General features: G+C 69.4%; 24 protein-coding genes. 14 read left to right on the top strand and 10 right to left on the bottom strand.

Going from position 1 to position 23,977, the window contains the following annotated elements; all coding sequences use genetic code 11:
• Positions 1–74: 74 nt before the first annotated feature.
• The 6 genes from C438_RS01195 to yciH all read left to right on the top strand — a co-directional run bounded on the left by C438_RS01195 (position 75) and on the right by yciH (position 7,296).
• Positions 75–1,031, top strand: coding sequence for an AAA family ATPase (locus C438_RS01195; protein WP_004967407.1), 957 nt, complete (start codon positions 75–77; stop codon positions 1,029–1,031).
• 5 nt (positions 1,032–1,036) lie between these two features.
• Complete coding sequence (locus C438_RS01190) at positions 1,037–2,065, top strand: DUF58 domain-containing protein (RefSeq protein WP_004967406.1); 1,029 nt, start codon at positions 1,037–1,039, stop codon at positions 2,063–2,065.
• Complete coding sequence (locus C438_RS01185; RefSeq protein WP_004967405.1) at positions 2,062–4,314, top strand: transglutaminase TgpA family protein; 2,253 nt, start codon at positions 2,062–2,064, stop codon at positions 4,312–4,314. Before C438_RS01190 ends, C438_RS01185 begins: the two co-directional genes overlap by 4 nt.
• A gap of 51 nt (positions 4,315–4,365) precedes the next feature.
• Complete coding sequence (locus tag C438_RS01180) at positions 4,366–5,664, top strand: helix-turn-helix transcriptional regulator (RefSeq protein WP_004967404.1); 1,299 nt, start codon at positions 4,366–4,368, stop codon at positions 5,662–5,664.
• 147 nt (positions 5,665–5,811) lie between these two features.
• Complete coding sequence (locus tag C438_RS01175) at positions 5,812–6,936, top strand: DUF7096 domain-containing protein (protein WP_239640623.1); 1,125 nt, start codon at positions 5,812–5,814, stop codon at positions 6,934–6,936.
• 66 nt (positions 6,937–7,002) lie between these two features.
• A complete protein-coding gene (gene yciH, locus C438_RS01170) occupies positions 7,003–7,296 on the top strand; it encodes a stress response translation initiation inhibitor YciH (protein WP_004041826.1) in 294 nt (97 codons plus the stop codon).
• 120 nt (positions 7,297–7,416) lie between these two features.
• Here yciH and C438_RS01165 read toward each other — a convergent pair whose 3' ends face one another.
• The 8 genes from C438_RS01165 to C438_RS01130 form a co-directional block, all read right to left on the bottom strand.
• A complete protein-coding gene (locus C438_RS01165; protein ID WP_004967402.1) occupies positions 7,417–7,767 on the bottom strand; it encodes a rhodanese-like domain-containing protein in 351 nt (116 codons plus the stop codon).
• A gap of 1 nt (position 7,768) precedes the next feature.
• On the bottom strand, positions 7,769–8,332 hold the full coding sequence (locus tag C438_RS01160; protein ID WP_004967401.1) for an NUDIX hydrolase: 564 nt from the start codon (positions 8,330–8,332) through the stop codon (positions 7,769–7,771).
• A complete protein-coding gene (locus tag C438_RS01155) occupies positions 8,329–8,814 on the bottom strand; it encodes a DUF5809 family protein (protein WP_004967400.1) in 486 nt (161 codons plus the stop codon). The genes C438_RS01160 and C438_RS01155 overlap by 4 nt, the downstream gene beginning before the upstream one ends.
• 24 nt (positions 8,815–8,838) lie before the next feature.
• The gene (locus tag C438_RS01150) at positions 8,839–9,375 is read right to left on the bottom strand and encodes a DUF5810 domain-containing protein (RefSeq protein WP_004967398.1); all 537 of its coding nucleotides are present in this window, start codon (positions 9,373–9,375) and stop codon (positions 8,839–8,841) included.
• Positions 9,376–9,609: 234 nt separating this feature from the next.
• Positions 9,610–9,957 carry a HalOD1 output domain-containing protein gene (locus tag C438_RS01145; protein WP_004967396.1) on the bottom strand — a complete coding sequence of 116 codons (348 nt, stop codon included), beginning with the start codon at positions 9,955–9,957 and terminating at the stop codon, positions 9,610–9,612.
• A gap of 161 nt (positions 9,958–10,118) precedes the next feature.
• Positions 10,119–13,328, bottom strand: a complete 3,210-nt coding sequence (locus C438_RS01140) for a GAF domain-containing protein (RefSeq protein WP_004967394.1) — start codon at positions 13,326–13,328, stop codon at positions 10,119–10,121.
• An 82-nt stretch (positions 13,329–13,410) separates the two neighbouring features.
• Positions 13,411–13,899 (bottom strand): ribosomal protein S18-alanine N-acetyltransferase, encoded by a 489-nt coding sequence (gene rimI, locus C438_RS01135; RefSeq protein ID WP_004967391.1) that lies wholly within the window; start codon positions 13,897–13,899, stop codon positions 13,411–13,413.
• A gap of 163 nt (positions 13,900–14,062) precedes the next feature.
• Complete coding sequence (locus C438_RS01130) at positions 14,063–16,030, bottom strand: aconitate hydratase (RefSeq protein WP_004967390.1); 1,968 nt, start codon at positions 16,028–16,030, stop codon at positions 14,063–14,065.
• A gap of 272 nt (positions 16,031–16,302) precedes the next feature.
• On the opposite strand from C438_RS01130, the gene C438_RS01125 reads away from it, so the two are divergent.
• From C438_RS01125 to C438_RS19565, 6 genes are all read left to right on the top strand, one after another.
• On the top strand, positions 16,303–16,776 hold the full coding sequence (locus C438_RS01125; protein ID WP_004967387.1) for a deoxyuridine 5'-triphosphate nucleotidohydrolase: 474 nt from the start codon (positions 16,303–16,305) through the stop codon (positions 16,774–16,776).
• A 442-nt stretch (positions 16,777–17,218) separates the two neighbouring features.
• Positions 17,219–18,457: a proteasome-activating nucleotidase Pan2 gene (pan2, locus tag C438_RS01120; RefSeq protein ID WP_004967385.1), complete on the top strand. Its 1,239-nt coding sequence runs from the start codon at positions 17,219–17,221 to the stop codon at positions 18,455–18,457.
• A gap of 96 nt (positions 18,458–18,553) precedes the next feature.
• On the top strand, positions 18,554–19,027 hold the full coding sequence (locus C438_RS01115; RefSeq protein WP_004967383.1) for a pyruvoyl-dependent arginine decarboxylase: 474 nt from the start codon (positions 18,554–18,556) through the stop codon (positions 19,025–19,027).
• A gap of 90 nt (positions 19,028–19,117) precedes the next feature.
• Positions 19,118–19,966 (top strand): sensor histidine kinase, encoded by an 849-nt coding sequence (locus C438_RS01110; protein ID WP_004967381.1) that lies wholly within the window; start codon positions 19,118–19,120, stop codon positions 19,964–19,966.
• Between the two features lie 98 nt (positions 19,967–20,064).
• A complete protein-coding gene (locus tag C438_RS01105; protein WP_004967378.1) occupies positions 20,065–20,448 on the top strand; it encodes a DUF5811 family protein in 384 nt (127 codons plus the stop codon).
• A gap of 170 nt (positions 20,449–20,618) precedes the next feature.
• Positions 20,619–20,780, top strand: coding sequence for a hypothetical protein (locus tag C438_RS19565; protein WP_004062940.1), 162 nt, complete (start codon positions 20,619–20,621; stop codon positions 20,778–20,780).
• Between the two features lie 25 nt (positions 20,781–20,805).
• Here C438_RS19565 and C438_RS01100 read toward each other — a convergent pair whose 3' ends face one another.
• Both C438_RS01100 and infB read right to left on the bottom strand, forming a co-directional pair.
• The gene (locus C438_RS01100; protein WP_004967377.1) at positions 20,806–21,129 is read right to left on the bottom strand and encodes a hypothetical protein; all 324 of its coding nucleotides are present in this window, start codon (positions 21,127–21,129) and stop codon (positions 20,806–20,808) included.
• A 116-nt stretch (positions 21,130–21,245) separates the two neighbouring features.
• Entirely contained in the window at positions 21,246–23,048 is a 1,803-nt protein-coding gene (gene infB / locus C438_RS01095; protein WP_049917630.1) for a translation initiation factor IF-2, read from the bottom strand.
• A 197-nt stretch (positions 23,049–23,245) separates the two neighbouring features.
• On the opposite strand from infB, the gene C438_RS01090 reads away from it, so the two are divergent.
• On the top strand, positions 23,246–23,491 hold the full coding sequence (locus C438_RS01090) for a PRC-barrel domain-containing protein (protein ID WP_004967375.1): 246 nt from the start codon (positions 23,246–23,248) through the stop codon (positions 23,489–23,491).
• An 18-nt stretch (positions 23,492–23,509) separates the two neighbouring features.
• Positions 23,510–23,968 (top strand): NOB1 family endonuclease, encoded by a 459-nt coding sequence (locus tag C438_RS01085; RefSeq protein WP_004967374.1) that lies wholly within the window; start codon positions 23,510–23,512, stop codon positions 23,966–23,968.
• Positions 23,969–23,977: the final 9 nt, after the last annotated feature.

Below are 23,977 nucleotides of genomic sequence, written 5' to 3'. Positions count from 1 at the left end.
GGTAGGCCGAGGCAATACTAACACGCAGAGACCCGTCGGCGGTGCGGACAGTCGGCGGGGCATCCGGGATATCAATGACTGATGCACATGCAGACGCCGACTTCGACTCCGCGCCCTCGGTCGAGGCGGTGTCGGACCTCGCGACACGAATCTCCGAGAACGTCGAACGGGTCATCGTCGGCCACCACGACGCCATCGAAGACATCATCGTGGCGCTGTTCGCCCGCGGCCACCTCCTGTTGGAGGACGTGCCGGGCGTCGGCAAGACGATGCTCGCCCGCGCCATCGCCACCTCGATAGAGGGTTCGTTCGAGCGCATCCAGTTCACGCCCGACCTCCTCCCGTCCGACGTGACGGGCGTGAACGTGTTCAACCAACAGACCAGCGAGTTCGAGTTCCGCGAGGGACCGGTGTTCGGGAACGTCGTCCTCGGCGACGAGATAAACCGCGCGCCGCCGAAGACGCAGGCCGCGCTCCTCGAAGTCATGGAGGAGCTACAGGTGACTGTCGACGGCGTCACCCGCCGCGTCCCCGACCCTTTCACCGTCATCGCCACGCAGAACGACGTGGAACCCGACCGGACGTACGACCTCCCGCTGGCCGAACTCGACCGGTTCATGAAGAAGATTCACCTCGGCTACCCGAACGAGGCCGAAGAGACGGAACTGCTCGGCCGCGTCTCCGGCCACCACCCCATCGAGTCGCTCGAACCCGTCGCGTCGGCCGGCGACGTGCGCGACGCCCGCGAGCGCATCCTCGACGTGACGGTGAGCGAGCCGGTCCGCCGCTACGTCTCTCGGCTCGCCGCCGACACCAGAGCGCGCGCCGACCTCGGCGTGAGCCCCCGCGGCTCCATCGCGCTCGTCCGCGCCGCGCAGGCCCGCGCCGCCCTCGACGCCCGCGACTACGTCGTCCCCGACGACGTGCAACGCGAGGTGCGGAGCGTCTGGGCCCACCGCATCCGGACGACCGACGAGCGCGCCGGTCGCGACGTGGTCGAGCGGGCGATCGACACCGTCGCGGTCGAGTGAGACCGATGAGGCTCACGCTCCGCGGCTGGGTCGCGGTCGCGGTCGTGGTCGCCGGCGTCGCCAACGCCGTCGCCTACGGCCCGCGAGCGCTCAACGCCGTCGTCGTCCCGGTCGCCGTCGGCCTCGCCGTCGGCGCGGTGCAGGTCTGGCGCGTCTCGCCGCCCCGAGCCGAGCGCGTCGCGCCCGACGACGGCTTCCCCGGCGAGACGCGCACCGTCTCGCTCGATATCGACGCCGACAGGCCGTTTCCGGCGACCGTTTCCGACGCCCTCTCTTCCGGCCTCGACGGCGACACCGCGGTTGACGCGGTCGTCGGCGACGGCCGCGTCGACTACGAGGTGACCTACCGCGACCGCGGGCCGGCGACGCTCGGCCCGGCGACCGTCGTCGCCCGCGACATCCTCGGCCTGTTCTCGAAGTCGTTCACCGCCGGCGGGACGACCGAGGTGCTCGTCTTCCCGCGGGTCCGGTCGCTCGGCGTGGCGGCCCGCCGCGACCTCTCGACGCTCGCCGACGCGGGGCGAACCGACGAGCGCGCCGAGTTCGACCGCCTGCGCGAGTACGTCCCCGGCGACCCGCTCCGCGACATCCACTGGAAGTCGAGCGCCAAGTCCGGCGACCTCGTGGTGAAGGCCTACGACGACCGGGTCACGGCCGACGCGGTGCGCGTCTCGGTCGGCGCGACCGACGGCCACGAGGACGACGCGGCGGAGGCGGCCGCGACGCTCTGCTGTGCGCTCCTCGACGCCGGCGTTCCGGTCAACCTCACCTCGCCCGAGGGAGTCGTCGAGGCGACGCCGGGCGACCGACGGCGCGTCCTCGGCCACCTCTCGCGGCTCCGTCCGGGGTCGGTCCCCGACGAGACCGCCGAGGTCGTCGTCAACGGCGACGCCGGGAAGACGCGCGTCGCGCTCGGCGGCCGCGAGACCACGTTCGACCGCCTGCGCGCCGACGGCGATGCGGTGGGTGGCTCGACCCCGAACCCGGCGAGTCCCGCCGGGGGCCGCGGTGCCGACTCGGGGGTGTCGGCGTGACGGTCGCCGGCGAGTCGGCGTCGGCTGATTCGGCCGGCTCGACGAACACCGTCTTCGGCGTCCCCGCGGGCCTCCTCGCGGCGGCGGCCTCGCTGGTCCTCATCGGCGCGTTCCTCGCGGTCGTCTACGACATCACGAACGTCGTGGGTCGCCGCGACCAGTTCGTCCTCCTCGCGGCGGGGACGCTCGCCCTCGCCACCGTCGTGGGGTGGACGCTCCGCCCCAGATACGCGCTCGGCCTCGCGGTTCTCATCGCCGGCGGCGGCTTCGCGGCGTACTTCCTCGCGCTCCCCGAGAGCCAGGTCGCGTTGCTCTCGCCGGAGCGCCTCTTGGCCGACACGTTCGCGCTCCTCAGCGGCCTCTCGGCGCTCCGGCTCCTGTCGGCCGACGTGTGGGCGCTCGCGGTGACGCCCGGGCCGGTGTTCCTCGCGTGGTACCTCGCGGTCCGCGGGCGAATCGCGCCGGCCGTCGCGGTCGCCGGGGGCGGCCTCGGCCTGTTCGTCCTCACGACCGACGCCTCGGGGACGCTCACGCTCCTCGGCGTCGGCGCGGGCATGGCCGCGGTCGGCCTCGACGGCATCGACCGCTTCGGGAGTGCCGGCGGCCAACTCGACGTGTTGACGGTCGTCCTCGCCGCGATGGTCGTGCTGTCGGCCACCGTCACGGTCCTCCCCGGCGCGGGCGGGTCGCCGGTCATCGCCGACGGCGGCGTGGCCGAACAGCCGACCGTCGAGGCCAGCCTCGTGAGCGCGGACGACCGCATCTCCGTCGTCGGGAGCATCAGCCTCTCGCCGCAGGTCCGCTTCGAGGTCCAGAGCACGTCGCCGGACTACTGGCAGACGGCGACGTTCGACCGCTACACCGGCGACGGCTGGGTCAGGACCGGCGACACCCGCGACTACGAGGGCGGCCGGTTGGCCGGTCCCGAGGGACCGTCGCGGCTGGTCCGCCAGACCGTCACGCCGGCGACGCCGCTCGATTCGATGCCCGCGGCGTGGCGGCCCGTCGCCGTCTCCGGCGACATCGAAAACGAGACGCTCGTCACCCAGCAGGGGAACCTCCGCCCCGACCGGGCCGTCGAAATCGGCGAGACCTACAACGTCACGAGCGCCGTCCCGCAGTACACCGCGGCGTCGCTCCGGCGGACGGGAACCGACTACCCCGACGAGATACGCGAGCGGTATCTCGCGCTCCCCGACAGCACGTCCGACCGCGTCCGCGACCGCGCCGCCGAGATAGCGGGCGACGCGGAGACGCCCTACGACAAGGCCGTCGCGGTCGAGGAGTGGCTCGAAGCCAACAAGGAGTACTCCCTTCGGGTGTCCCGACCCGACGGCGACATCGCCGAGTCGTTCCTCTTCGAGATGGACGCCGGCTACTGCACCTACTACGCCTCGACGATGGTGGTGCTCCTCCGCTCGGAGGGCGTCCCCGCGCGGTTCGTCACCGGCTACACGACCGGCGAGCGCGTCGGCGGCGACCGCTACGTCGTCCGCGGCCTCGACTCCCACGCGTGGGTCGAGGTCTACTTCGAGGACACCGGCTGGGTGCGCTTCGACCCAACGCCCGCCGGTCCCCGGCAGGACGCGGAGTCGACGACGCTCAGCGACGCCCGCGACGAGGGCCAGACGGGCGTCGACACCAACGAGACGAACGTCGAGTCCAACGAGACAGAACAGCCCACGACGACCGCGACCGACACCGAGACGCCGACCGAAGACGGAAACGAGACGAACGTGACGCCCGCCGGCGGTAGCCCGCCGGGTCCCAGCATCGACGAGCGCCTCGGCGTCACGCCGACGGGCGACGGCGCGGTCGACGACGACGAGGGCGGCGGCCTCGTCCCCGAGATGCCGTCTCGGGAGACGATTCTCGTCGGTCTCGTCGGCCTCCTCGGCGTCGTCGCCGGCGTCAGGCGGACCCGGCTCCCGGCGCACCTCCGGTTTGCGACCGCGGCGTATCAGCGGCGCACCGACTCGCCGGCCGACGACGTGTTCCGCGCGTACGACCGCCTCGAACTCGCCCTCGAACGCGAGTACCGGCCGCGTCGCCCCGGCGAGACGGTCAGGTCCTACCTCGACTCGCTCTCCCGCGTCGGCGTGGACGAGCGGACCCGACAGGTCGGGAGACTCTACGAGCGCGCGAAGTACGGCGACGGCGTCACCCGGGCCGACGCCGACGAGGCGGTTGCCGCGGCGAACGCCGTCGTCCGCGCCCGTCTGCCGCTCGTCAGACGCTGGACGGACTGAGAGCGCGAAGAACCGCGTCACTTTTTCTGCGTGCGCTCGCACGAACGGGCAATGGCGACACGAGACGCTGTCTTCGCAGTCCTGTGTGCCGCCCTCTGTGTGCTCGCCGTGGTCGCGCCGACCGCGGTCGCACAGGAGGCCCCCGCGAGCGGTCCGGGCGTCGAGCCGCTCGTCCAGCAGGGCGTCGAACCGGACAGCACGCGAATCGTCGTCGACGTCTCCGAGAACGGCGACGCCCGCTGGGAGATTCAGTACTGGACCCGCCTCGACGACGAGAACACCACCGAGGCCTTCCAGTCGCTCCGGGACGACGTGCGTGCCAACCCCGACGACTACACCTCGGCGTTCGCCGAGCGCATCGCCTCGACCGTCGGGGCCGCGGAGAACGCCACCGGCCGGGAGATGGCCGCGACGAACGTCTCGGTCTCGGCGGAGACGCGGTCGCTCCCCGACAGCTTCGGGGTCGTCTCCTACTCCTTCGAGTGGTCCAACTTCGCGGGGGTCGACGGCGACCGCCTCGTCGTCGGCGACGCCATCGAGGGCTTCTTCCTCGACAGTAGCTCCCGGCTCATCCTCTCGTGGCCCGACGACTACGGCGCGACGACCGTCGAACCCGCGGGCGACGAGACGCGCGAGCACACGGTCATCTGGCGCGGCTCCCAGACCGAGTTCGTCTCGGGCGAGCCGAGCGTCGTCCTCGAACGCGGCGCGGGCGGGCCGGGGACGACGGCGACGGCGTCGCCGACCCCGACGCCGGCCGGCTCGGAGACGCCCGCCGCCGGCGACGACCCGTTCCCGACGACGACCGCGCTCGTCGCGGTCGTTCTCGTCGCTCTCGTCGGTGCCGGCGCGCTCTACCTCCGCTCGCGGGGCGCGCTCGGCGGCGGCGACGGCGATGCAGACGCGACCGGCGCGGCCGGCGGGACGGACGCCGTCGCGCCCGGCGAGGCGACTTCCGCGAGCGCTGGCGACGCCGACTCGGAGCCGGCGGGCGACAACGCCGCGGCCGCGGCGAGCGCCGGGGCCGGTGCCGGTGCCGGAGCCAACGCGAGCGCGTCCGAGGACGAGTCAGACGCGGGCGACGGCGGCGGCGAGTCGAGTCCGCCGCCGGAACTCCTCAGCAACGAAGAGCGCGTCCTCCGGCTCATCGAGTCCCGCGGGGGCCGCATCAAGCAACAGGAGGTCGCCGGCGCGCTCGACTGGACCGACGCGAAGACGAGCAAGGTCGTCCGCGGGATGCGCGACGAGGGGACCATCGAGGGCTTCCGCCTCGGCCGCGAGAACGTCCTCCGCCTGCCGGAAGACGACGAGGGCGCGGACGCGGGCGACGGCGACGCGGAAGGAGTATAAATTTCTTACGACCGTTTCGGTCGGTGGACGGTCCCTAATCGGAAGACGGCGTCGCCCCGAACGCGGCTCTCAAACTGCCGTTGACTGGGGTTGATTCGGGGGCACGACCGCACGCTTATATCGGAACGGGGTTCCAAAGCGGGAGTGATGAGTCGACGAACCGCTGTGCTCGCCGTCGCCGCCGCCGTGTTGCTGGCGACGGTGGGCGCACCGCTCGCTCTCGCCGCCCCGGCCGGACCGACAGGAACGACGGCCGCGGCCACCGATGGCTCGGTCGCCGCGCCCGTCGCACAGACGACCGCGAACGACAGCGCGACCAACGACACGGCGGCCAACGACAGCGCCGCGTCGTCGGAGACGCTTCCCGGTCAGCGCCTGTCCGCCGTCATCGGCGTGCAGGGCTCCGAGACCAACGGCGAACTCGAACGCCGCACCTTCGAGGCGCGCTTCACCAAGGCGAACTCGAACGCTTCGAAGGCCGCGGTCGTTGCCACGCAGGTCGACACGGTCCGCGAGCGCCTCACCGAACTCGAACAGCGCAGGGACCGCCTCGAAGCCCAGCGCGAAAACGGGACGCTCTCTGAGGGACAGTACCGCGCGCGACTGACCCAGACGGTCGCCGACATCGAGCGCACCCGGAGCATGCTGAACCGGACGGCCGACGCCGCCTCGACGGTCCCCGCAGAGGACCTCTCGGCGCGCGGCGTCGAGACGGCCGAACTCGACAGGCTTCGCACGAACGCCAGCGAACTCACCGGTCCCGAAGTGGCCGAAATCGCCCGCGGAATCGCGGGGAACCCCGGCAAGGGCATCGGCCGCGAGCGCGCCGCAAACGAGACGGGAACCGACAACGGCGGACAACCGGACGACCCGGGACGGGACGGTGCCCCGGGAAACTCGCGTTCCGAGGCGAGCGGCCGCGCCGATGACGTTCGCGCCGACGCCGGCAACGCATCCAACGGCAATGCGCCCAACAGCAACGCGCCCAACGGGAACGCATCCAACGGCAACGCGACTGATGGGAACGCGGCCGACGGAAACGGGACTGGCGCGACCGGCGACGCGTCCGAGCGCGCCTCGGACGGTCCCGACCGCGGCAACGCCCCCGAGACGCCGCCCGGCAACGACAAGCGCGCGAGGGACGCCGACGGGAACGGCCCCGCCGCGGACACTGACGACGGGCAGTCCGACACCGACGGCACCGACCCGACCGACGACGTGACGGCGGACGGCGACTCGGAAACGTCGTCCACGGGCGACTCGGGCGCTTGAGGCCGGGGACGGCGACCCCGCCTCCCGATACTGTTTAATATCCCCATCCTGTAGACCCACACTGTAATGTCGGAAGTCTGCTCGACGTGCGGGCTCCCTGAAGAGCTCTGCGTCTGCGAGGACGTGGCGAAAGAGTCTCAGGAGATAGTCATCCGCATCGACGAGCGCCGCTACGGAAAAGAGGTTACAGTCATCGAGGGATTCGACCCGAGGGACGTCGACATGGACAGCCTGTCGTCGGACCTCAAGTCGAAGTTCGCTTGCGGTGGAACCGTCGAAGACGATTCCATCGAACTCCAAGGCAACCACCGCGGCCGCGTGGAGGACTTCCTCCGCGAAAAGGGGTTCAACGTCGCGTGACCGACCTCTGAGTTAGCCCGCCGTCGAGATTTTTCGAGCGAGTCAGCGCGCGCGAGCCGTTAGTCCGCCAATTCCACGCCTTTGGTCTCCAGTCGCGTCACCGTCCAGCGACGCCGCCGCTCAGCTCCGCTCGTCGCCGTTTGCGCCCGTGTCGAGACCCTCTTCGAGCGGGCCGTCCCACGCCGCGAGCCCGCCGGCCATGCTCTCGATGCGGGCGTCTTCGGTCCCCTCGTAGGCCGAAAGCAGGCGGACGGCCTGCACGCTCGCCTCGCCCCGCGGGCAGACGGCGACGACGTGTTCCGCGCCCGCGACGCGGTCGAGGTGCGAGACGAGGTTCGCAAGCGGGACGTTGATGCTCCCCGGCACGTGCCCGAGCGCGAACTCCGCCTCCGTGCTCACGTCCACGACGAGCGGCGGGTCCTCGCCGTCGAGGAGTTCCGCGACCGCCTCGGGCGAGATTTCGTCGACCATGCTACAGCAGGCCCTCGTCGCGGGCGAGGAGCACGCCCTCGACGGTCGCGTCGTTCGTCGGCGGTTCGGTCGCCCGCTCGATGGCCTCCTCGACGGGGACGGCGCGGACCGAGAGGAACTCGTTGTCGTCGAGGTCGCGCTCGACCGGCGTGAGGCCCTCGGCGAAGACGAAGCCGCGGCGGTGCCGGAGGACGCCCGTCGAACACCACACGTCGCCGATGACCGACGCCGAGTCGGCGGCGAAGCCGGTCTCCTCGCGGAGTTCGCGCAGTCCGGCGTCGGTGAACGACTCGCCCCTTTCGACGACGCCCGCGGGGAGTTCGAGCTGAGTCTGGCGGATGTTCGGCCGGTACTGCTCGACGAAGACGACGTGGTCGTCCGCGACCGCGACGACGACGACCGCGGTCGCCAACTCGGCCCAGTAGTAGCGCTTCGTGGTCCCGTTGGGCTGTTCGACGAGGTCGTAGCCGCCGGTGAACCAGCCGGTGTCGTACTCGATTTCGGATTCCAGCACGGGCCACTCGGGGTCGGGCAGGCGCTCGTGTCGGCGGCCGTCGTCGGTCATCGGTCCGCTCCGGTCGCGCCCCTCTCGGAACCTGCCCCACTACTGTCGTCCTCGGATTCCTCGCCGAGGAGCGCGTCGCGGTAGACGCGGCCGAAGGCGTTCCGTCGGAGGGTGCTGACGGCGGCGTCCTCCTCGTTTTGGAACGTCGTCGCCAGCACCGTCTCGGCGAAGGGGACCGCGTGCCACGCGACGCGCTCTACGTCGGGGTTGCCGAGTTCGACGAGTTCGTACTCCTCGTGGGCCGCGCGCCAGTCGTCGAACTCGGCGCGCGTGCCGACCGTGACCGAAAGCGACTCGGCGAAAAGCGCGTTCCGGACGGTCTCGATTACGTCGCCGGTCACGCGCTCTCGGTACTCCTCGCGGTCGAACTCCATCGCCTTGGCCGTCTCGCGGACGACCACCTGTGCGGTCGGTCCGACGCGGTCGAAGGCGGCCTCGGCCTCGTCGAGCGACGCCGGCGCAATCGTCCCGTGGGTTTCCATCGCCAGTCGGTTCGGGGCCCGGACTTACGACTCTTTCCTGTCGGTGTCGTCGTCGCTCTCCTCGCCGCGGTCGTCGGCATCGGAGCCGGCGCCGCGGTCGTCGCCCTCCCGCGGCGCGTCATCGGTCTCGCCGTCATTGGTCTCGCCGTCTTCGCCGTCCTCGCCGTCGTCCGCGACCATCTCGCGGGTGAGCGACCGCGCCTCCTCGAAAATCTGCGCCGCGTCGCCCGACAGCGACTGCGACCCGCCGGAGCCGCCGAACGGTTGCGGCTGTCGGTCGGGGATGTCGTGGTCGTGTTCCTGTCCGTGCGCGTGGCCGTGTCCGTGACCGCCGGTGCGGTCGACCGTGTCCTCGAACACCTCGTCGAACTCGCGTTCCTCGGCGAGGTCGGAGACGAGCGGGCCGAGCGAGTCGGCGTTCAGGTCGGCCCACTCGGGGGCGTGTTCGTCCAGCCACGTCTCGTGGTCGTCGCCGTGGACGATGGCCTGTAACGCGAGGTGGTTCGCGAGGTGCGTCTCGTCGCGTTGCGGCGCGTCGCAGACCGGACAGGCGTATCCCATACCCTCCGGTAGCGGCTCTGTGTACCAAAACCCGTCGCACTCTCGCGTCGCCCCGCGTCGCGGTGCGGCGCATCGCGTCGGCGTCGGTCGTCGAAGAAATGCGGCCGCGTCGCCCGCGTGGTGATGGTGGTGGGTGGGTCGCGGGCGAGCGGCCGTCACGGCGCCGCGTTTGGGCGCCGCGTCCTGTGGTGGTGTGGTGGTGTGGTGATACCGATTCGTTCGTGTGTCGATGCGTCAGGCGGACGTGACGATAACCGTTCCGTCGGCCCAGACGGTCACGTCGCAGGCGGCGTACCGAAACCCGATTCGACCGCGCGAGGGCGCTACCGACCCGCGAGTGCCGCCGTCGGTCACCGGTACCCGCGCCGGCGGAGCGAACAGTTGACACAGCGCGTCGGGGTCGATAGCCTCGGACAGCGGTGGGAGGTCGATGGCGTCCACGCCTCTCAGTTGGGCGGTCGCGGTGACGACGGTCACCGCGAGGGTGTCTCGTCCGCCCCAATCGTGTCTGGCGACGACCTCGTCGGTCGTCCCCGTATTCCATCCCACATCGTTGCCCGGTAACACGCGAGTTTCGTCCATGGTTCGGTTCGCGTCGGCGCCTCGCCGACACCCGTGCCGACGACGCTCGGGGATATATCGGTCTCTGCTATCCAACTAGTGGTGGCGCGCGCGCCACCTCTAGGTACCTAGAACCGAACCTGAACAGCAGTTGGTATCGATGGTCTGCACGTGGCACGCCCTCACTCGAAGACCCGTTCGACCAGCTTTCGCTCGGCCGCGCGCAGGTGGTACTGGTAGGTCGGCGCGCTGATGTCGAACGTCTCGGCGAGCGTCTCGGCGGTACTGCGGCGCGGCCACTCGTAGAAGCCGGCGAGGTGGGCCGCCCGAATCGACTCGTGTTGCCGACTCGTCCACGCCTCCCGCATCTCGGCGGCAAACGTCTGCGGTGACTCGGCACCGGCGGCGGTCCGCCGCGAGAGCAGACTCGTCCCGGGGTAGTTCGCGTCGAGCGCGTCGACGAACGACCGGACGCGGATTCGCTCGGGGACCTCGGCGGTGAGCGTGGTCTGGGTCGGCGTCGCGTCGAGCGCCCGTAGCGTCGCCTCCGAGGCGTACAGCGTCTCGAACAGCGACTCCCGCGGGAGGCGGAGTTCGAACAGCGACCCAGAGTCGTCGGTCGAGACGTGGCGCACGCGCGTCGCGATGTCCCGCCCCGCGGCGACGACGTCCTCGGGCGCCGCGTCGCTGGCGACGAACGCGATGACCGAGCCGTCGGACTGCGGGATGACGCCGCCGAGGCTCACCGCCTCGCCGACCCGCCGGGCGAGCCGCGATATCGACAGTCGGTCGCCGCCGAGCCGTATCTGCACGTCCGCCCGGCGCTCGGTCAGCATGGCGTCGGCGCGCCCCGTGGCCGCGAGCGCGTAGCCGACCGCCTCCCCCAGTTCGGAGAGCAGACCGTCGTCGTCTTCGAACGTTTCCGAGTTGGTCGCGTGGACGACGAACACCGCCTCCACCCGGTCGTCGGCGACCGCGGGGATGACCGCGATGGCGCGGAACCCGTAGCTGAGCGCGTCGCCGCGGTGGTCTGCCCACGCGGGGTCGTCGAGCACGTCCGCTATCACCTGCATCTCTCGGCTCTCGATGGCGGCTTCGAGGAGCGAAAACAGCGGCTCCGCGGTCGCCACCTCCCCCAGTCGGTCGGCGTAGGCGGTGTCCGCGCCGTGGACCGCGTCGCTCGGCGGGCGGTACGTCTCGTCGACGTCGCTGGCCTCGGCGTGCCAGACGACGGCCACGCCGTCGACGTCGACGAGGTGTTCGGCGACGGCCGACAGCGCCTCGCCGCGGGTCGGCGCGCGGATGAGCGACCGGTTGATACTCCGGATGGTCGCGTTGATTCGGTCGAGTCGCGTGAGCGCCTCGTTTTGGGCTTCGAGCCGGCTGTCGCGCTCGCGGAGCTCCGCCTCGGCGTCGATTCGGTCGAGCAACTCCTCGACGGTCGCCGACAGCAGATTCACGAGCTCCACGTCGACTTCGTTCGGCGCGACGGTGCCGGGGTGGCCGGTGACGAGCACGCCGTGGCGACCCAGCGGCGCGGCGATGACGCGCTCGACGCCGTCGACGACGCCCCCGTCGGGCGCGAGTTCGACCACGCGGACGTCGCCGGAGACGAACGCGTCCCAGACGCCGCCGTGGTCGAGCCCGCCCTCGAACGGCTTGTCGCCGAGCCCGGTCCCGGCCGCGCCCACGCGGACGAGGCTCGTGTCCGACTCGTCGAAGACGTACAGCTCCGTCCGGGCGTCGCCGAGCACCTCGTCGCAGGCGTCGACCGTCGCCCGGAGGACCGCCTGTCTGTCGGTCGCGCCCATCATCTCGCGGGTCCGGTCGTGGAGGGTCGCGAGCAGTCGCTCGTAGCGGTGTCGCTTCGTCACGTCGCGGAGGACGCCGACGGAGCCGATTTCCTCGCCGCAGACCACGAGCGGCGTCCGGTGGTTCTCGACGCGGACGACCTCGCCGTCGGGCGTCCGGAGTTCGAACTCGACGATGCCCCGCGACGTGGCCGCGAACGCCTCGTCGCTCCCGTCTGTCGGGGTCGCGTTCTCGGCGAGCAGGCTCGTCGGCGAGCCGATGACGCGGTCGCGGTCGAGTCCGGTGAGCCGCTCGAACGCCGGGTTGACCGCCGCGAACCGCTCCTCGTCGTCCAGCGCGTACACCGCGTCGGCGACGGCCTCGACCATCCGCCCGTACTGCTCGGCTTCGGCCTCGCGTTCCAACTGCTCCGTGATGTCGGTGAAGTAGACCGAAAGCCCCGTCTCGGAGGGGTACGCCCGAACCGCGTACCACGTTTCGAGGCGGTCGTAGTAGGTCTCGAACGTCGCGGGCTCCTGTCGTTCCATCGCGCGCTCGAACCCCTCGCGGAAGACGGCAGTCTCGGGGACAGAGTCCCAGATGCGCGTCCCCAGCACCGCCGCGGCGGACATCCCGAGCCCGTGTTCGGCCGTCGAGTTGACGTAGGTGACCCGCCAGTCCGCGTCGAACCCCATCACCGCCTCGTCCATCCGCTCTAAGACCTCAGAAAGCGCGCTTTTGAGCTCGTGGCGCTCGGTCGCCGCGCCGACGACGGCCGCGATGTTCTCCAAGAACAGCACGTCGTCGTCGGAGAACCGCCCGCGGGCGACGGCGTGGGCGGTGATGACTCCCCACCGAGTCCCGTCCCCGCCGATGGCCGCGCTCATCCCGCTTTTCGGCCCCGACGCCCCCGCGTCGTCCGCGGGCTCGAAGCGCTCGTCGGCGTCGGCGTCGTCGACGAGCGTCGAGCGCCCGGTCCGGTACGTCTCGGCCGCCTGCGTCCCCTCGGTCGCGGTGGGGCCGCGACCCCGACTCGCCGACCAGCCCGCGGCGGCGGCGACCCGAAACGCGCCGTCGTCGAGGCCCTCGAACACCGTGACCGAGTCCGCCCCGAGCACGTCGCGGACCCGGTGTGCGGCGTGGTCGAGCGTCGAGTCGAGGTCGACGGCGGTCAGCGCCCGGGTGCCCACCTCGGAGACGACGCGCTGTTGCTCGATGCGGTCTCTGTGGTCGCGCGCGAGGGTGTACTCGCCGAGCGCCCGCTCGACGCGGGCGGCCACCCACGACATCGTCCCCGGGTCGCCGTCGCGGACGACGTAGTCCGTCGCGCCGGCGTCGACCGTGCGCGCCGCGACCTCGCTGTCGGCGGCGACGACGACGACGGGAACGTCGAGGCCCTGCGCGTAAACGTCGCGGACGAACGCCGCCTCGTCGCCGGCCGCCGTGGGCGCGGTGAGAACGACACACGAGACGGCCGCCGAGGCGGAGACGAGTTCCGCGCGCGCCGCGGCGGGGGTGCGGACGTGGCGGACGGCCGTCGCTTCGCCGACCGACGACAGCGCCGAGTCGAGGGCCGCCACGAACTCGTCGTCGTCACTCACACAGAGCACGGTGGGGGACGGTAACACAACTCGTGTACGTGGCTTGCCCTGATAAGCCCTCGTTCGGCCGCGTTCGGTCCTGTCAGCCGCTTTGCCACTCGGCCATGTCGAGGACCATGATGTAGGCGTCCTCGCCGTCGCCGTAGTAGCTCGGCACCCGGCGGGCGGGGTCGAAGCCGAGGCTCCGGTAGAGCCCGATGGCGGGCTCGTTCGAGGCGCGCACTTCGAGTTTCACGACCGCCGCGCCCGCGATGGCCATCGCCGTCAGCGACTGGACGAGCAACCGCCGCCCGAGGCCGTTCCCGCGGGCCGCCGGACGGACCGCGAGGTCCTTGACGTGGCCGATGTCGTTGCCGTGATTCGGCATCACGTCGGCGACGACGTAGCCGAGCACCTCGCCCCCGCGGACGGCGACGAGGAACGCCGGCTCGTCGACGAACAGCTCGAACGCGGAGTACGGCCACGGCTCGGAGAAACAGGTCCGCTCGATGCGGAGCACGTCGAGGAGGTCCGCCCGGTCGACCCGCCGGACGACAACGTCGTCGGCGAGCGCGTCGTCGAACGCCGTCACGCACGGCGCTACGTGGTTGGCACGCAAAAGCCCGACGGCACGGGGCCGCGAGGGCGCAATCGGGCCGGCGGGAGGACGCTCACGGGAGCGGCCGGTGCGACCCTCGGCTCGCGCGATGGCCGCCGCTCGCCGGGCGAAAAAGTGAGAAGGTGGTTGGTCGCGCTCAGTCGTCCGCGGGGGCGGCGCCGCCCTCGGCCTGCTGTTTCGTGAGGGGGAGCTTGCCGCCGGCGGTGAGGATACGACGCTCGCGCTCGGAGGCGTGCAGGTTCGCCGTCGCTTCCCAGTCGTCGTTCACGCGGATGGTGAACTCTTCCTGGCCGGATTCGACGGCTTCGGCAACGTCGTCGACGATTTCGACGTCGTCGCCCTGTTCGATCTTCTCGTAGGTCTCCTCGTCGATGGCGAGGGGGACGATACCGAAGTTGAACAGGTTCGCCTTGTGGATGCGAGCGAACGACTGCGCGAGGACGGCCTCGATGCCGAGGTACATCGGACACATCGCGGCGTGTTCGCGGGAGGAGCCCTGACCGTAGTTCTCGCCCGCGACGAGGACGCCGGTGCCGGCTTCCTTGGCGCGCTGGGCGAACGTCTCGTCGACGCGCGAGAGCGTGAAGTCCGAGAGGCGCTCGATGTTCGAGCGGAACTTGAGGATGTCGGACGTCGCCGGGATGATGTGGTCGGTCGTGATGTTGTCCTCCATCTTCAGGAGGGTCTCACCCGAGATGTTCGAGCCGAGGGGGTCCTGCAGGGGAACTTCGCCGATGTTCGGGCCCTTGATGAGCTCGTCGTCGATGGCGTCTTCGGCGTAGATGAGGTCCGTCTTCGAGCCGTCGTACTTCTCGGGGAGCTCGACGCCGGGCGCGTCGAGGTCACCGAGTTCGTCGGCGAGGTCGCGCGGGTCGATGATTTCGCCCTTGAGCGCCGCGGCGGCGGCGACCTGCGGCGAGCAGAGGTAGACGTTGTCGTCTTCGATACCGGAGCGACCCTCGAAGTTGCGGTTGAAGGTGCGAAGCGAGATGGAGTCGGAGGCGGGCACGTGGCCGATACCGATACACGGACCACAGGTCGCCTCGGAGACGTTGACGCCGGCGGCCATCATCTCTGCCGTCCAGCCCTGCCGGGCGAGAATCTCGCCGGCCTGCTTCGAACCGGGTGCGACGATCATCTCGAGGTGCTTTGCGACTTCGCGACCCTCGAACATCTTCGCGGCCGGGAGGATGTCCTCGTAGCCGCCGTTCGTACAGGAACCGACGAGGACCTGTTCGACCTTCTCGCCGGCGACTTCGCGGACGGGAACGACCTTGTCCGGCATCGACGGGCAGGCGATGAGCGGTTCGAGGTCGCCGAGGTCGATGACGATTTCGTCGGCGTACTCGGCGTCGTCGTCGGCCGTCAGCTCGACGTACTCGTCGCCGCGACCCTGGCGTTCGAGGTAGTCTTTGGTCTTCTCGTCGGTCTCGAAGAGCGACGAGGTGGCACCGAGTTCGGTCCCCATGTTGGTGATGGTGGTTCGCTCGGGCACGCTGAGCGACTCGGCACCGGGGCCGGTGTACTCGAACACCTTGCCGACGCCGCCCTTGACGGTCTCGCGGCGGAGCATCTCGAGGATGACGTCCTTCGCGGAGGACCACTCGGGGAGTTCGCCTTCGAGGCGGACGTTCACGACTTCCGGCATCTCGACGTAGTACGCGCCGCCGCCCATGGCGACGGCGATGTCGAGGCCGCCCGCACCGATGGCGAGCTGGCCGAGGCCGCCGGGGGTCGGCGTGTGGGAGTCCGAGCCGAGGAGCGTCTTGCCGGGCGCGGCGAAGTTCTCCTTGTGGACGTTGTGGCAGATACCGTTGCCGGGGCGGGAGAAGTGGGCACCATATGTCCCGGCCGCGGAACGGAGGAAGCGGTGGTCGTCCGTGTTCTTGAAGTCGAACTGGTAGGTCTGGTGGTCGCAGTACTGGGCGGCGAGCTCGGTCTGCGCCTCGTCGAGGTCGAGCGCCTCGAACTGGAGCCAAACCATCGTCCCAGTCGTGTCCTGCATCAGGACTTGGTCGATTTCGATTCCGATCTCCTCTCCGGGGGTGAGGTCACCCTCGACGAGGTGGTCCGAGAGAATCTTTTCCGTGAGCGTCTGTCCCATAACACCCGAACCTCGATGGTCCTCGGATATAAATCCCGCGTACTTCCCTATCTTCGAACGTGAACGATAGCGCCGTCTCGGGGTTTGTAGCGTCTAAGGGCCATTAAACTCCTTGTTGGTTCTCCCATGTGACTTGTCACCGCGGGGGTCGTCACCGCCCCAAAGGGGGTGCGATTTCACCCCCGTCGCGGCCCCGAATCAGGGGTGCGTTTCGGGGGGCGACGACGGCCGAGGTCCGGCACAGTTTTGCGCCCGCTGAACGGGGTTCGGATATGCACCGCGCTGGCTCGTTCGTCGCACAGCACATCTCGCCGGTCACGGCCGAACAGGTCCAACCCAACGGCGTCGACCTGACGCTCGAAGCGGTCCTCGAACAGGTCGAACCGGGCCGCCTCGGCCGCGAGGGGAAGACCGTCGGGGAGCGCCGCGCCCTCGACTTCACCGACCCGGAGACCGAGACGTACCGGCTCGACCCCGGCGGCTACGTCCTCCAGTACGCTGAGACGGTCCACATCCCCGAAGACCACGTCGGCTTCATCTACCCGCGGTCGTCGCTCATGCGGAACTCCTGTATGCTGAACACGGCCGTCTGGGACGCCGGCTACGAGGGGAAAGGCGAGGGCCTCCTGCAGGTCCACCACCCGGTCGAACTCGAACGCGGCGCGCGGGTCGCCCAAATCGTCCTCGCGGACGCGACCCACGACGAGACCTACGACGGGAGCTATCAGGGCGAGCGAACCCGCTGACGAACGCATCCGCTGACGACCGCCGACCGCGACTGTCGGAAGCGGTCGCTCGCCGGTCGCTCGCCGGTCGCTCGTCGGATGATACCGGATGAATACCCACATCCCGATTTACGGGACGTTCTCGGCGATGACGAATTCCTTTCAAGTCGTTGGGCGTCGTATCCCTTCTCGCGGAGGGCACGTCGGGCCGAAACGAGGGGCGACCTGTACACACTGAACCTCCGCAACTTCCTCCTACCACATCTTCGTCTTCGTCACGTCGCGCGTTTCCTGCGAACAGCGCTGTCCCCGTGAGCCGCGGCGTCGCTCTGTCCGCGTCCGATTCGCCGCCGCGGCCGAGTGCCGCGGGACCGCCGTCACCTAAAGCCGCTTCGAGCGCGGCAGTCGGGTTCTCTGACCCAAAGGCACATTTACGCGCATGCCTAAGTGTGGCCAATCACTGATGTCACGGAGTCCATCTCTCCCGGAACGTCCTCATCTCGACCTGGACCCCGAGATGTCGGATGCAGAGCGGCTGTCTGCACTCCGCCAGCACTTCGAACGCATGGTCGACGTCAACCGCGAACTCGACCAGCGGCTCCAGAACGCCGATGACCGCCACGCCGAGTTAGTCGACGAAGTCGACCAGATGAAAGCGCGCAACGAGGCCCTGAAGACGGCCTCGTACTACATCGCCACGGTCGAGGAGCTGACCGACGACGGCGTCATCATCAAACAGCACGGCAACAACCAGGAGGTCCTGACCGAGTTCGCACCGAACCTGAACATCGACGACATCGAGCCCGGCGACCGCGTCGCCATCAACGACTCGTTCGCCGTCCAGACCGTCCTCGACGACGAGACGGACGCGCGGGCGCAGGCGATGGAGGTCGTCGAGTCGCCGACGGTCACCTACGACGACATCGGCGGCATCGACGAGCAGGTCCGCGAGGTCCGCGAGGCGGTCGAACAACCCCTCGAAAACCCCGAGATGTTCGAACGCGTCGGCATCGACCCGCCGTCGGGCGTGCTCCTCTACGGCCCGCCGGGCACCGGGAAGACGATGCTCGCGAAGGCCGTCGCCAACGAGACCAACGCCTCGTTCATCAAGATGGCCGGCTCCGAGCTCGTCCAGAAGTTCATCGGCGAGGGCGCGCGGCTGGTCCGCGACCTGTTCAAGCTCGCCGCCGAGCGCGAACCGGTGGTCATCTTCATCGACGAAATCGACGCCGTCGCCTCGAAGCGGACGGACTCGAAGACCTCCGGCGACGCCGAGGTCCAGCGCACGATGATGCAACTCCTCTCGGAGATGGACGGCTTCGACGACCGCGGCGACATCCGCATCATCGCGGCGACCAACCGCTTCGACATGCTCGACGAGGCCATCCTCCGGCCCGGCCGGTTCGACCGCCTCATCGAGGTGCCCAAGCCCGCCGTCGAGGGCCGCCGCCGCATCCTCGACATCCACACCCGCGACATGAACGTCGCCGACGACGTGGACCTCGACGCGCTCGCCGAGGAACTCGACGACTACTCCGGCGCGGACATCGCGTCGCTCACGACCGAGGCCGGCATGTTCGCCATCCGCGAGGGCCGCACCGAGGTGACGGGCGCGGACTTCGACGCCGCCCACGAGAAGCTCTCGAACGTCGAGGAGTCCGGCACCGGCCCCATCTCGGGCTTCACGGACTACCAGTACTGAGTCGCCGGCTTTCGAGCGCCGGAGGCGGTCGCCGACCCCCGGCTTTCGAGCGCCACTATTCGTAACCCCCTTTTCCGCCGCCGCGAGAGTTCGGACATGAACACGATTCGCGTCGTCCGCGGGGTCGGCACCGCCCCCACCGAGATGGCGTCGTACGACGCCGCGCTCGCCGCCGCCAACGTCCACAACTACAACCTCGTCGCCGTCTCCTCCGTGGTCCCCGCCGACGCGACGGTCGAGGCGGTCGACGTGGCACCCGACCTCGGTCCGGCGGGCAACCGTCTGACCGTGGTGCAGGCCCGCGAGACGACTTCGACCCCCGGCGAGACGGCCGTCGCCGGTCTCGGCTGGGCGACCGGCTCCGGCCCCGGCCTGTTCTACGAGGCGTCAGGCACCGACGAAGACAGCGTCCGCGCGGCCGTCCTCGACGGCCTCGACGCGGGACGGAACCTCCGCGAGTGGTCGTTCGACGACGAGGAAGTCGCGCTCACCACCGGCACCCACGAGGGCGACGGCTACACCACCGCCGTCACGGTCGCGGCCTACGGGCAAAGCGAATCTATCTTCTGACACTCCGCGCTGACCGACGGACTCATCAGCGTTTGTGAGTATTGCTCCGTCATGAGTGGTGACGCGCCGTTCGACCTGTCTCCGAGGCGAGTGGCGCTTATCTACGCCGCGTTCGGGTTCCTCTGGGTCGCGACGAGCGACAGCCTCGTGGAGGGACTTCCGAACCACGAGCTCGTCCAGACGGCGAAGGGGTGGCTGTTCGTCGTCCTGTCGGCGCTGTTGGTGTACGACCTCGTCGGTCGGAGCCAGACCGAACTGGACCGGACCTCCGAGCGACTGGAGTCGACGCTCGCGCACACGAGCGTCCTGCATCGAATCCTCAGACACGACATCAGGAACGCCTGCACCGCCATCCTCGGTTACGCCGAACTCGTCGAGTCACGGGACGATGCGGACTCGAACACCGACCCCGTCGAGGCGATTCGGGAGCGTGCGAACCGACTGGTCGAGGTGAGCGACGAGGTCGCGCTCCTCCGGACCGTCGAACTCGCGGAGGGCAACGAGGTCGACGTCGACCTCTCGTCTGCGGTCGCCGACGCCGTCGAGGACCTCGAACTCGAGCACTCCGGGGTGCGGGTGTCGGTCGCCTCGTCGGTGGAGACGCTCACCGTGCGGGCGCATCCGGCGCTCCCGCGGAGCATCGCCGAACTGCTCGACAACGCCGTCGTCCACGCCGACTGCGACGAACCGGAGGTTCACGTCGCCGTCTGGCAACTCGAGGGGTCCGTCGGCGTGACCGTCTCCGACAACGGACCCGGCATCCCGGACGCCGAGCGGGACGCCCTCATGTCCGGCGCGGAGACGCCGCTTTCGCACACGAGCGGCGTCGGCCTCTGGCTGGTCCGCGCCATCGTCGACGCCTCCGGCGGGTCGCTCGCCATCTCGACGCCGAAGCCCCGCGGGACCGTCGTCACCGTCTCGCTCCCGCGACCGGCCTGACGGCGGCGTCACCGCGCGGTCAGCCGGTTTCGATTCCGTCACCGCCTTGCCGACCGACGACGGCTTTTTACACGTCCTTCCCCTATCGCAGACGACTGATGAACGGGAACAACCCATATGCGGGCGCTCCCGGCGTGACTGGGGCCGGCCAGGCGTCGGCCGACCGAGAACTGACCGTCGAGCAGATGGACGCGCTCCGGCGGGCGGTCGCCGGTATCGTCTCGCGGACGGAGTCGTACCTCCCCGAGGGCTTCGCCGTCGGGTCGGAGCTCTCGACCGGCTCGACCGGGCCGCTCGCCACCGTGGCCGTCCACCCGCCGGTCGGCCACCCCGTCAGCGCCGGCTTCTCGCCGGACGCCGACGAACTCGACGCCGGGCTCACCGACGAAGACCGCAACGAGGTCGCCCGCGGGCTGGCCGCCACCGCGGCGTTTCAGGTCATGAGCGCCGTCGGCGACGACCTCACGCCCGCCGCGCGGTAACCTCGACCGACCCCGTCGCCGTCGCGGTCCGAGTGGCGACTGACGCGCCGTTGTGACCCGCCGACCGCTTTCTCGTCGTTGCTTCGTCGTCTCGTCCTTCGTTTCAGCTCGTACTCTCGTCATCTCAGAACGAGAACAATACACTTCACGGAGGCCGTCGAAAGGGAGGTATGGTTTCGCTTTTCGGCTACGCGGACGAGATTGGTCCGACGACGCTCATCATCGTCGGCTTCCTGCTGTTTGTCTTCCCCGAACCGGCGACATCGGCCCTCGGTGCCGGGCTGATGCTGTTCGGCGCGGCGTACTGGTTCTGGGAGTGGAACCGCCCCTGAGCGCGAGGCGAGCGAGCGACCTCACTCAGACGCTCCCGCGACGCCGGTTTCGACCGGCGTCGTCGCGGACGCGAGACGTAACGCCGTCGAGCGGCGCGTCGGTCTCGGCGGCCGCGGCTGACCCACTGGTCGGACCCGCCACCGACTTCGGTGTCGCAACGAACAACCCGTAGGCGAGCACGGCCGCCGAGACGAGGCCGCTCGCGCCCACGACGGGCGAAATCGGGAGCGGCGAGAGCGCGCCGACCGCCGTCCCGACGAGCAGTGGGAGCGGCAGTGTCGCGAGGATGGCGTCGTACCGCGTCGTTTCCGAGACGATGCTGTCGCTGTGGGGTGTTCGTGTGCGCATGATACCACTCGGCGACGAGTACGAAGGTGTGAATATTAGCTATTTCGCCGGACGGGACGGCCGTGCGGCTCACAGTGGTAGTGAGAAAACGGGACAATCAGGGCGCGGCGAGTCGCCTACTTCCCCCAGAAGGGGTCGCGGCGGCGGTGCTTTTCGAGGTAGCCCGACAGCGCCTCCAGTTCGTCGGTGGGGATGTCGTCGCGGAGTTCCTGTTCGAGAATTTTCGCGTGTTTTTCGGGAAGCTCTATCCAGAGTTCGTCGCCCTCCTCAATCTGGCGGCCGACCGTCGGGCCGTCGATGGCGACGCTGACGCGCGAGCCGGCGCGGGCGCTCGACACGTCCTCGCCGTTTTCTTGGATGCCCGAGAGCTGGCCGACGCGGTTCGCCTCGCCGTCTTCCCACTTCACGACGTTCATGTTGTTCTTGATAGTCCCGGACATGATTTCGACGCCGACGACGGCGGGGTTGTTCTGCCGGAAGACGTGGTCCTGGAGGATGCGGAACCGACACGGGCGGACGATTTTGTCGAGAATCGTCTCCTGCTGGGCGCGTTTCATCTCGTTGACGTGGTCTTCGTACTCCTCGACGAGCTGATAGATGACGTCGTCTTCGAACAGTTTCACGTCGTTCTTTTCGAGTTCGGCCTCGGCGTTCGAGAGCACGTCCACGTTGAACCCGAGGATGACCTTGTGCTCGGGCTCGCGGGCGGTCGAGGCGACCGCCACGTCGCGCGGGGCGATGTCGCCGACCTCGGCGCGGAGGATGGGCACTTCGGCCTCCTGTAAGGCGTTCGCCATGGCTTCGAGACTGCCGAGCGTGTCGGCCTTGACGACGACGCCCTCCTCTTCGGTGGTGACCTCGATGTCCGCGAGTTCGGCTTCGACCTCGCGGACGACCTCGTCGAGGTCGCGGTCGCCGACGACGCGGACCGGCGCGCCGGCCATCGCGTCTTCGAGGTCGGGCGCGGCGATTTTCACGCCGGCCGCGGCGCGGACCTCCTCGACCTTGTCGAACCGCTTTTCGGTGCGAATCTCCGCGTTCGGGCGGGGCTGGAGGAGCGCGCGGACCTCGGTGACGATGGGGTCGTTCGCGCCGCCGACGACGATGGTGTCGCCCGCGCGAATCGTCCCGTCGTAGAGGACCACGTCGAGGGTCGCGCCGAAGCCGCGTTCCTCCTTGACTTCGAGGACCGTCCCGGAGCCGGGACCGGCCACGTCGATGGCCATCTCGTCTTTCATGTAGCGCTGGGACAGCCCCATCAGGACGCCCAGCAGGTCGGGGATGCCCTCGCCGGTCAGCGCGGAGACGGGGACGACGCCGATGTTGGACTGGAAGTTCTGGACGCGCCAGTAGAAGTCGGAAGAAAAGCCCCGCTCGGAGAGCTCGCCGATAATCTCGTACAGCTTCTCGTCGAGTTTCGAGCGGGCGCGCTGGGACTGCTCCTCGTAGGTCTTCTGGATGGGTGCCCCCTCTTGGGGGTTCCAGCCCGGCGTGGTGTCTATCTTGTTCGCGGCCACGATGAACGGCGTTCCCGTCCGCTTGAGGATGTCGATGGCCTCCTCGGTCTGCGGCTGGAAGCTGTCGTTCACGTCGACCACGAGGATGGCGATGTCGGCGAGCGCCCCGCCGCGCGAGCGGAGCGTGCTGAAGGAGTGGTGGCCCGGCGTGTCGATGAACAACAGCCCCGGGAGGTCGAAGTCCTCGGGCTTGACCAGACTGCCGGCCATCTGCGAGACAGTGTCTAAGGGGACCGCGGTTGCGCCGATGTGCTGGGTGATGGCGCCGGCTTCGCCCTCGCTGACGGCGGAGCCGCGAATCTTGTCGAGAAGACTCGTCTTCCCGTGGTCCACGTGGCCGAGGACGGCCACGATGGGTGTGCGAAGCGTATCGGATTGTGACGTCGAATCAGTGTCGGACATGGAGAATCGCCCCGGAGAAAGCTCTTACCGGAATCGAGTCGGTGACTCAAGTTAAGTCCATCGTCACGCCCGCGCCCACGAGTCCGCGAGTCACCGTGTCGACTGTTCTCGCGGCCCGTGGGCGAGTCGGGGCGTTCGTCGGTCGCCCGTCAGACGTGCCCGTACCGTTTATGTGAACCGACGAGGAAGGGGTGTGTATGGCCGACATACTCGCCGAGAACCTCTCCGGGAAGGCCGTCATGGGCTCCGACGGAACGGAACTCGGGATGCTGTACAACATCACGATGGACATGAAGTCGGGCGAGCTTCACGACCTGCTCGTCCAGCCGAACGAGCAGATATCCCCCGGTCGCGTCTCGTTCGACCGGGACGACCGCGGACGGTTCCGAGTCCCGGTGAACCGCGTGCAGGCGGTCAAGGATTACATCGTCGTCCAACGGTAGACTCAGGATAGATTCTCAATGCGGATTCTCGACGCTTCTGCGTTCATCCACGAGTACCACACCGACGACGAGACGGCCTCGATTCCCCTCGTCAAGGAAGAACTCACCGGCGAGCACGCCTTCCGCTTCGACGCCCTCGAAGGCGCGGGCATGTACGTCCACATCCCCGGACAGGGAACCGTGGACAAGGTGCTCCGCGCCGCGGGCGAGACCGGCGACCGCGACGTGCTCTCGGAGACCGACACGCGCCTCATCGCCGCCGCCTTCGAACTCGACGCGACGCTCGTCACCGACGACTACGCGATGCAGAACGTCGCCGAGCGGCTCAACGTCGGCGTCGAAGTCATCGCCCAAGACGGCATCGCAGAACAGCGAAGCTGGAAGTTCCAGTGTCAGGGCTGTGGCCGCGAGTTCGACGAGCACAAAGAGCGCTGTCCCATCTGCGGGATGGAGCTGTCGCGGAAGAACCCGGCGTAAGCCGGCCGA

The sequence above is a fragment of the Haloferax denitrificans ATCC 35960 genome, assembly GCF_000337795.1.
GTDB classification, from domain to species: Archaea; Halobacteriota; Halobacteria; order Halobacteriales; family Haloferacaceae; genus Haloferax; species Haloferax denitrificans.
This window is presented reverse-complemented; position numbering and strand designations above follow the sequence as displayed.

Excerpts from the sequence above, each read along its gene's own strand:
- C438_RS01160 (WP_004967401.1), bottom strand. The coding sequence starts at position 8,332 with ATGACCGACGACGGCCGCCGACACGAGCGCCTGCCCGACCCCGAGTGG.
- C438_RS19565 (WP_004062940.1), top strand. The coding sequence starts at position 20,619 with ATGGTTTCGCTTTTCGGCTACGCGGACGAGATTGGTCCGACGACGCTC.
- C438_RS01150 (WP_004967398.1), bottom strand. The coding sequence starts at position 9,375 with ATGGGATACGCCTGTCCGGTCTGCGACGCGCCGCAACGCGACGAGACG.
- C438_RS01190 (WP_004967406.1), top strand. The coding sequence starts at position 1,037 with ATGAGGCTCACGCTCCGCGGCTGGGTCGCGGTCGCGGTCGTGGTCGCC.
- yciH (WP_004041826.1), top strand. The coding sequence starts at position 7,003 with ATGTCGGAAGTCTGCTCGACGTGCGGGCTCCCTGAAGAGCTCTGCGTC.
- C438_RS01090 (WP_004967375.1), top strand. The coding sequence starts at position 23,246 with ATGGCCGACATACTCGCCGAGAACCTCTCCGGGAAGGCCGTCATGGGC.
- C438_RS01155 (WP_004967400.1), bottom strand. The coding sequence starts at position 8,814 with ATGGAAACCCACGGGACGATTGCGCCGGCGTCGCTCGACGAGGCCGAG.
- C438_RS01105 (WP_004967378.1), top strand. The coding sequence starts at position 20,065 with ATGAACGGGAACAACCCATATGCGGGCGCTCCCGGCGTGACTGGGGCC.
- C438_RS01165 (WP_004967402.1), bottom strand. The coding sequence starts at position 7,767 with ATGGTCGACGAAATCTCGCCCGAGGCGGTCGCGGAACTCCTCGACGGC.
- C438_RS01145 (WP_004967396.1), bottom strand. The coding sequence starts at position 9,957 with ATGGACGAAACTCGCGTGTTACCGGGCAACGATGTGGGATGGAATACG.
- C438_RS01175 (WP_239640623.1), top strand. The coding sequence starts at position 5,812 with ATGAGTCGACGAACCGCTGTGCTCGCCGTCGCCGCCGCCGTGTTGCTG.
- C438_RS01100 (WP_004967377.1), bottom strand. The coding sequence starts at position 21,129 with ATGCGCACACGAACACCCCACAGCGACAGCATCGTCTCGGAAACGACG.
- C438_RS01085 (WP_004967374.1), top strand. The coding sequence starts at position 23,510 with ATGCGGATTCTCGACGCTTCTGCGTTCATCCACGAGTACCACACCGAC.
- infB (WP_049917630.1), bottom strand. The coding sequence starts at position 23,048 with ATGTCCGACACTGATTCGACGTCACAATCCGATACGCTTCGCACACCC.
- C438_RS01195 (WP_004967407.1), top strand. The coding sequence starts at position 75 with ATGACTGATGCACATGCAGACGCCGACTTCGACTCCGCGCCCTCGGTC.
- C438_RS01180 (WP_004967404.1), top strand. The coding sequence starts at position 4,366 with ATGGCGACACGAGACGCTGTCTTCGCAGTCCTGTGTGCCGCCCTCTGT.
- pan2 (WP_004967385.1), top strand. The coding sequence starts at position 17,219 with ATGTCACGGAGTCCATCTCTCCCGGAACGTCCTCATCTCGACCTGGAC.
- C438_RS01125 (WP_004967387.1), top strand. The coding sequence starts at position 16,303 with ATGCACCGCGCTGGCTCGTTCGTCGCACAGCACATCTCGCCGGTCACG.
- C438_RS01115 (WP_004967383.1), top strand. The coding sequence starts at position 18,554 with ATGAACACGATTCGCGTCGTCCGCGGGGTCGGCACCGCCCCCACCGAG.
- C438_RS01130 (WP_004967390.1), bottom strand. The coding sequence starts at position 16,030 with ATGGGACAGACGCTCACGGAAAAGATTCTCTCGGACCACCTCGTCGAG.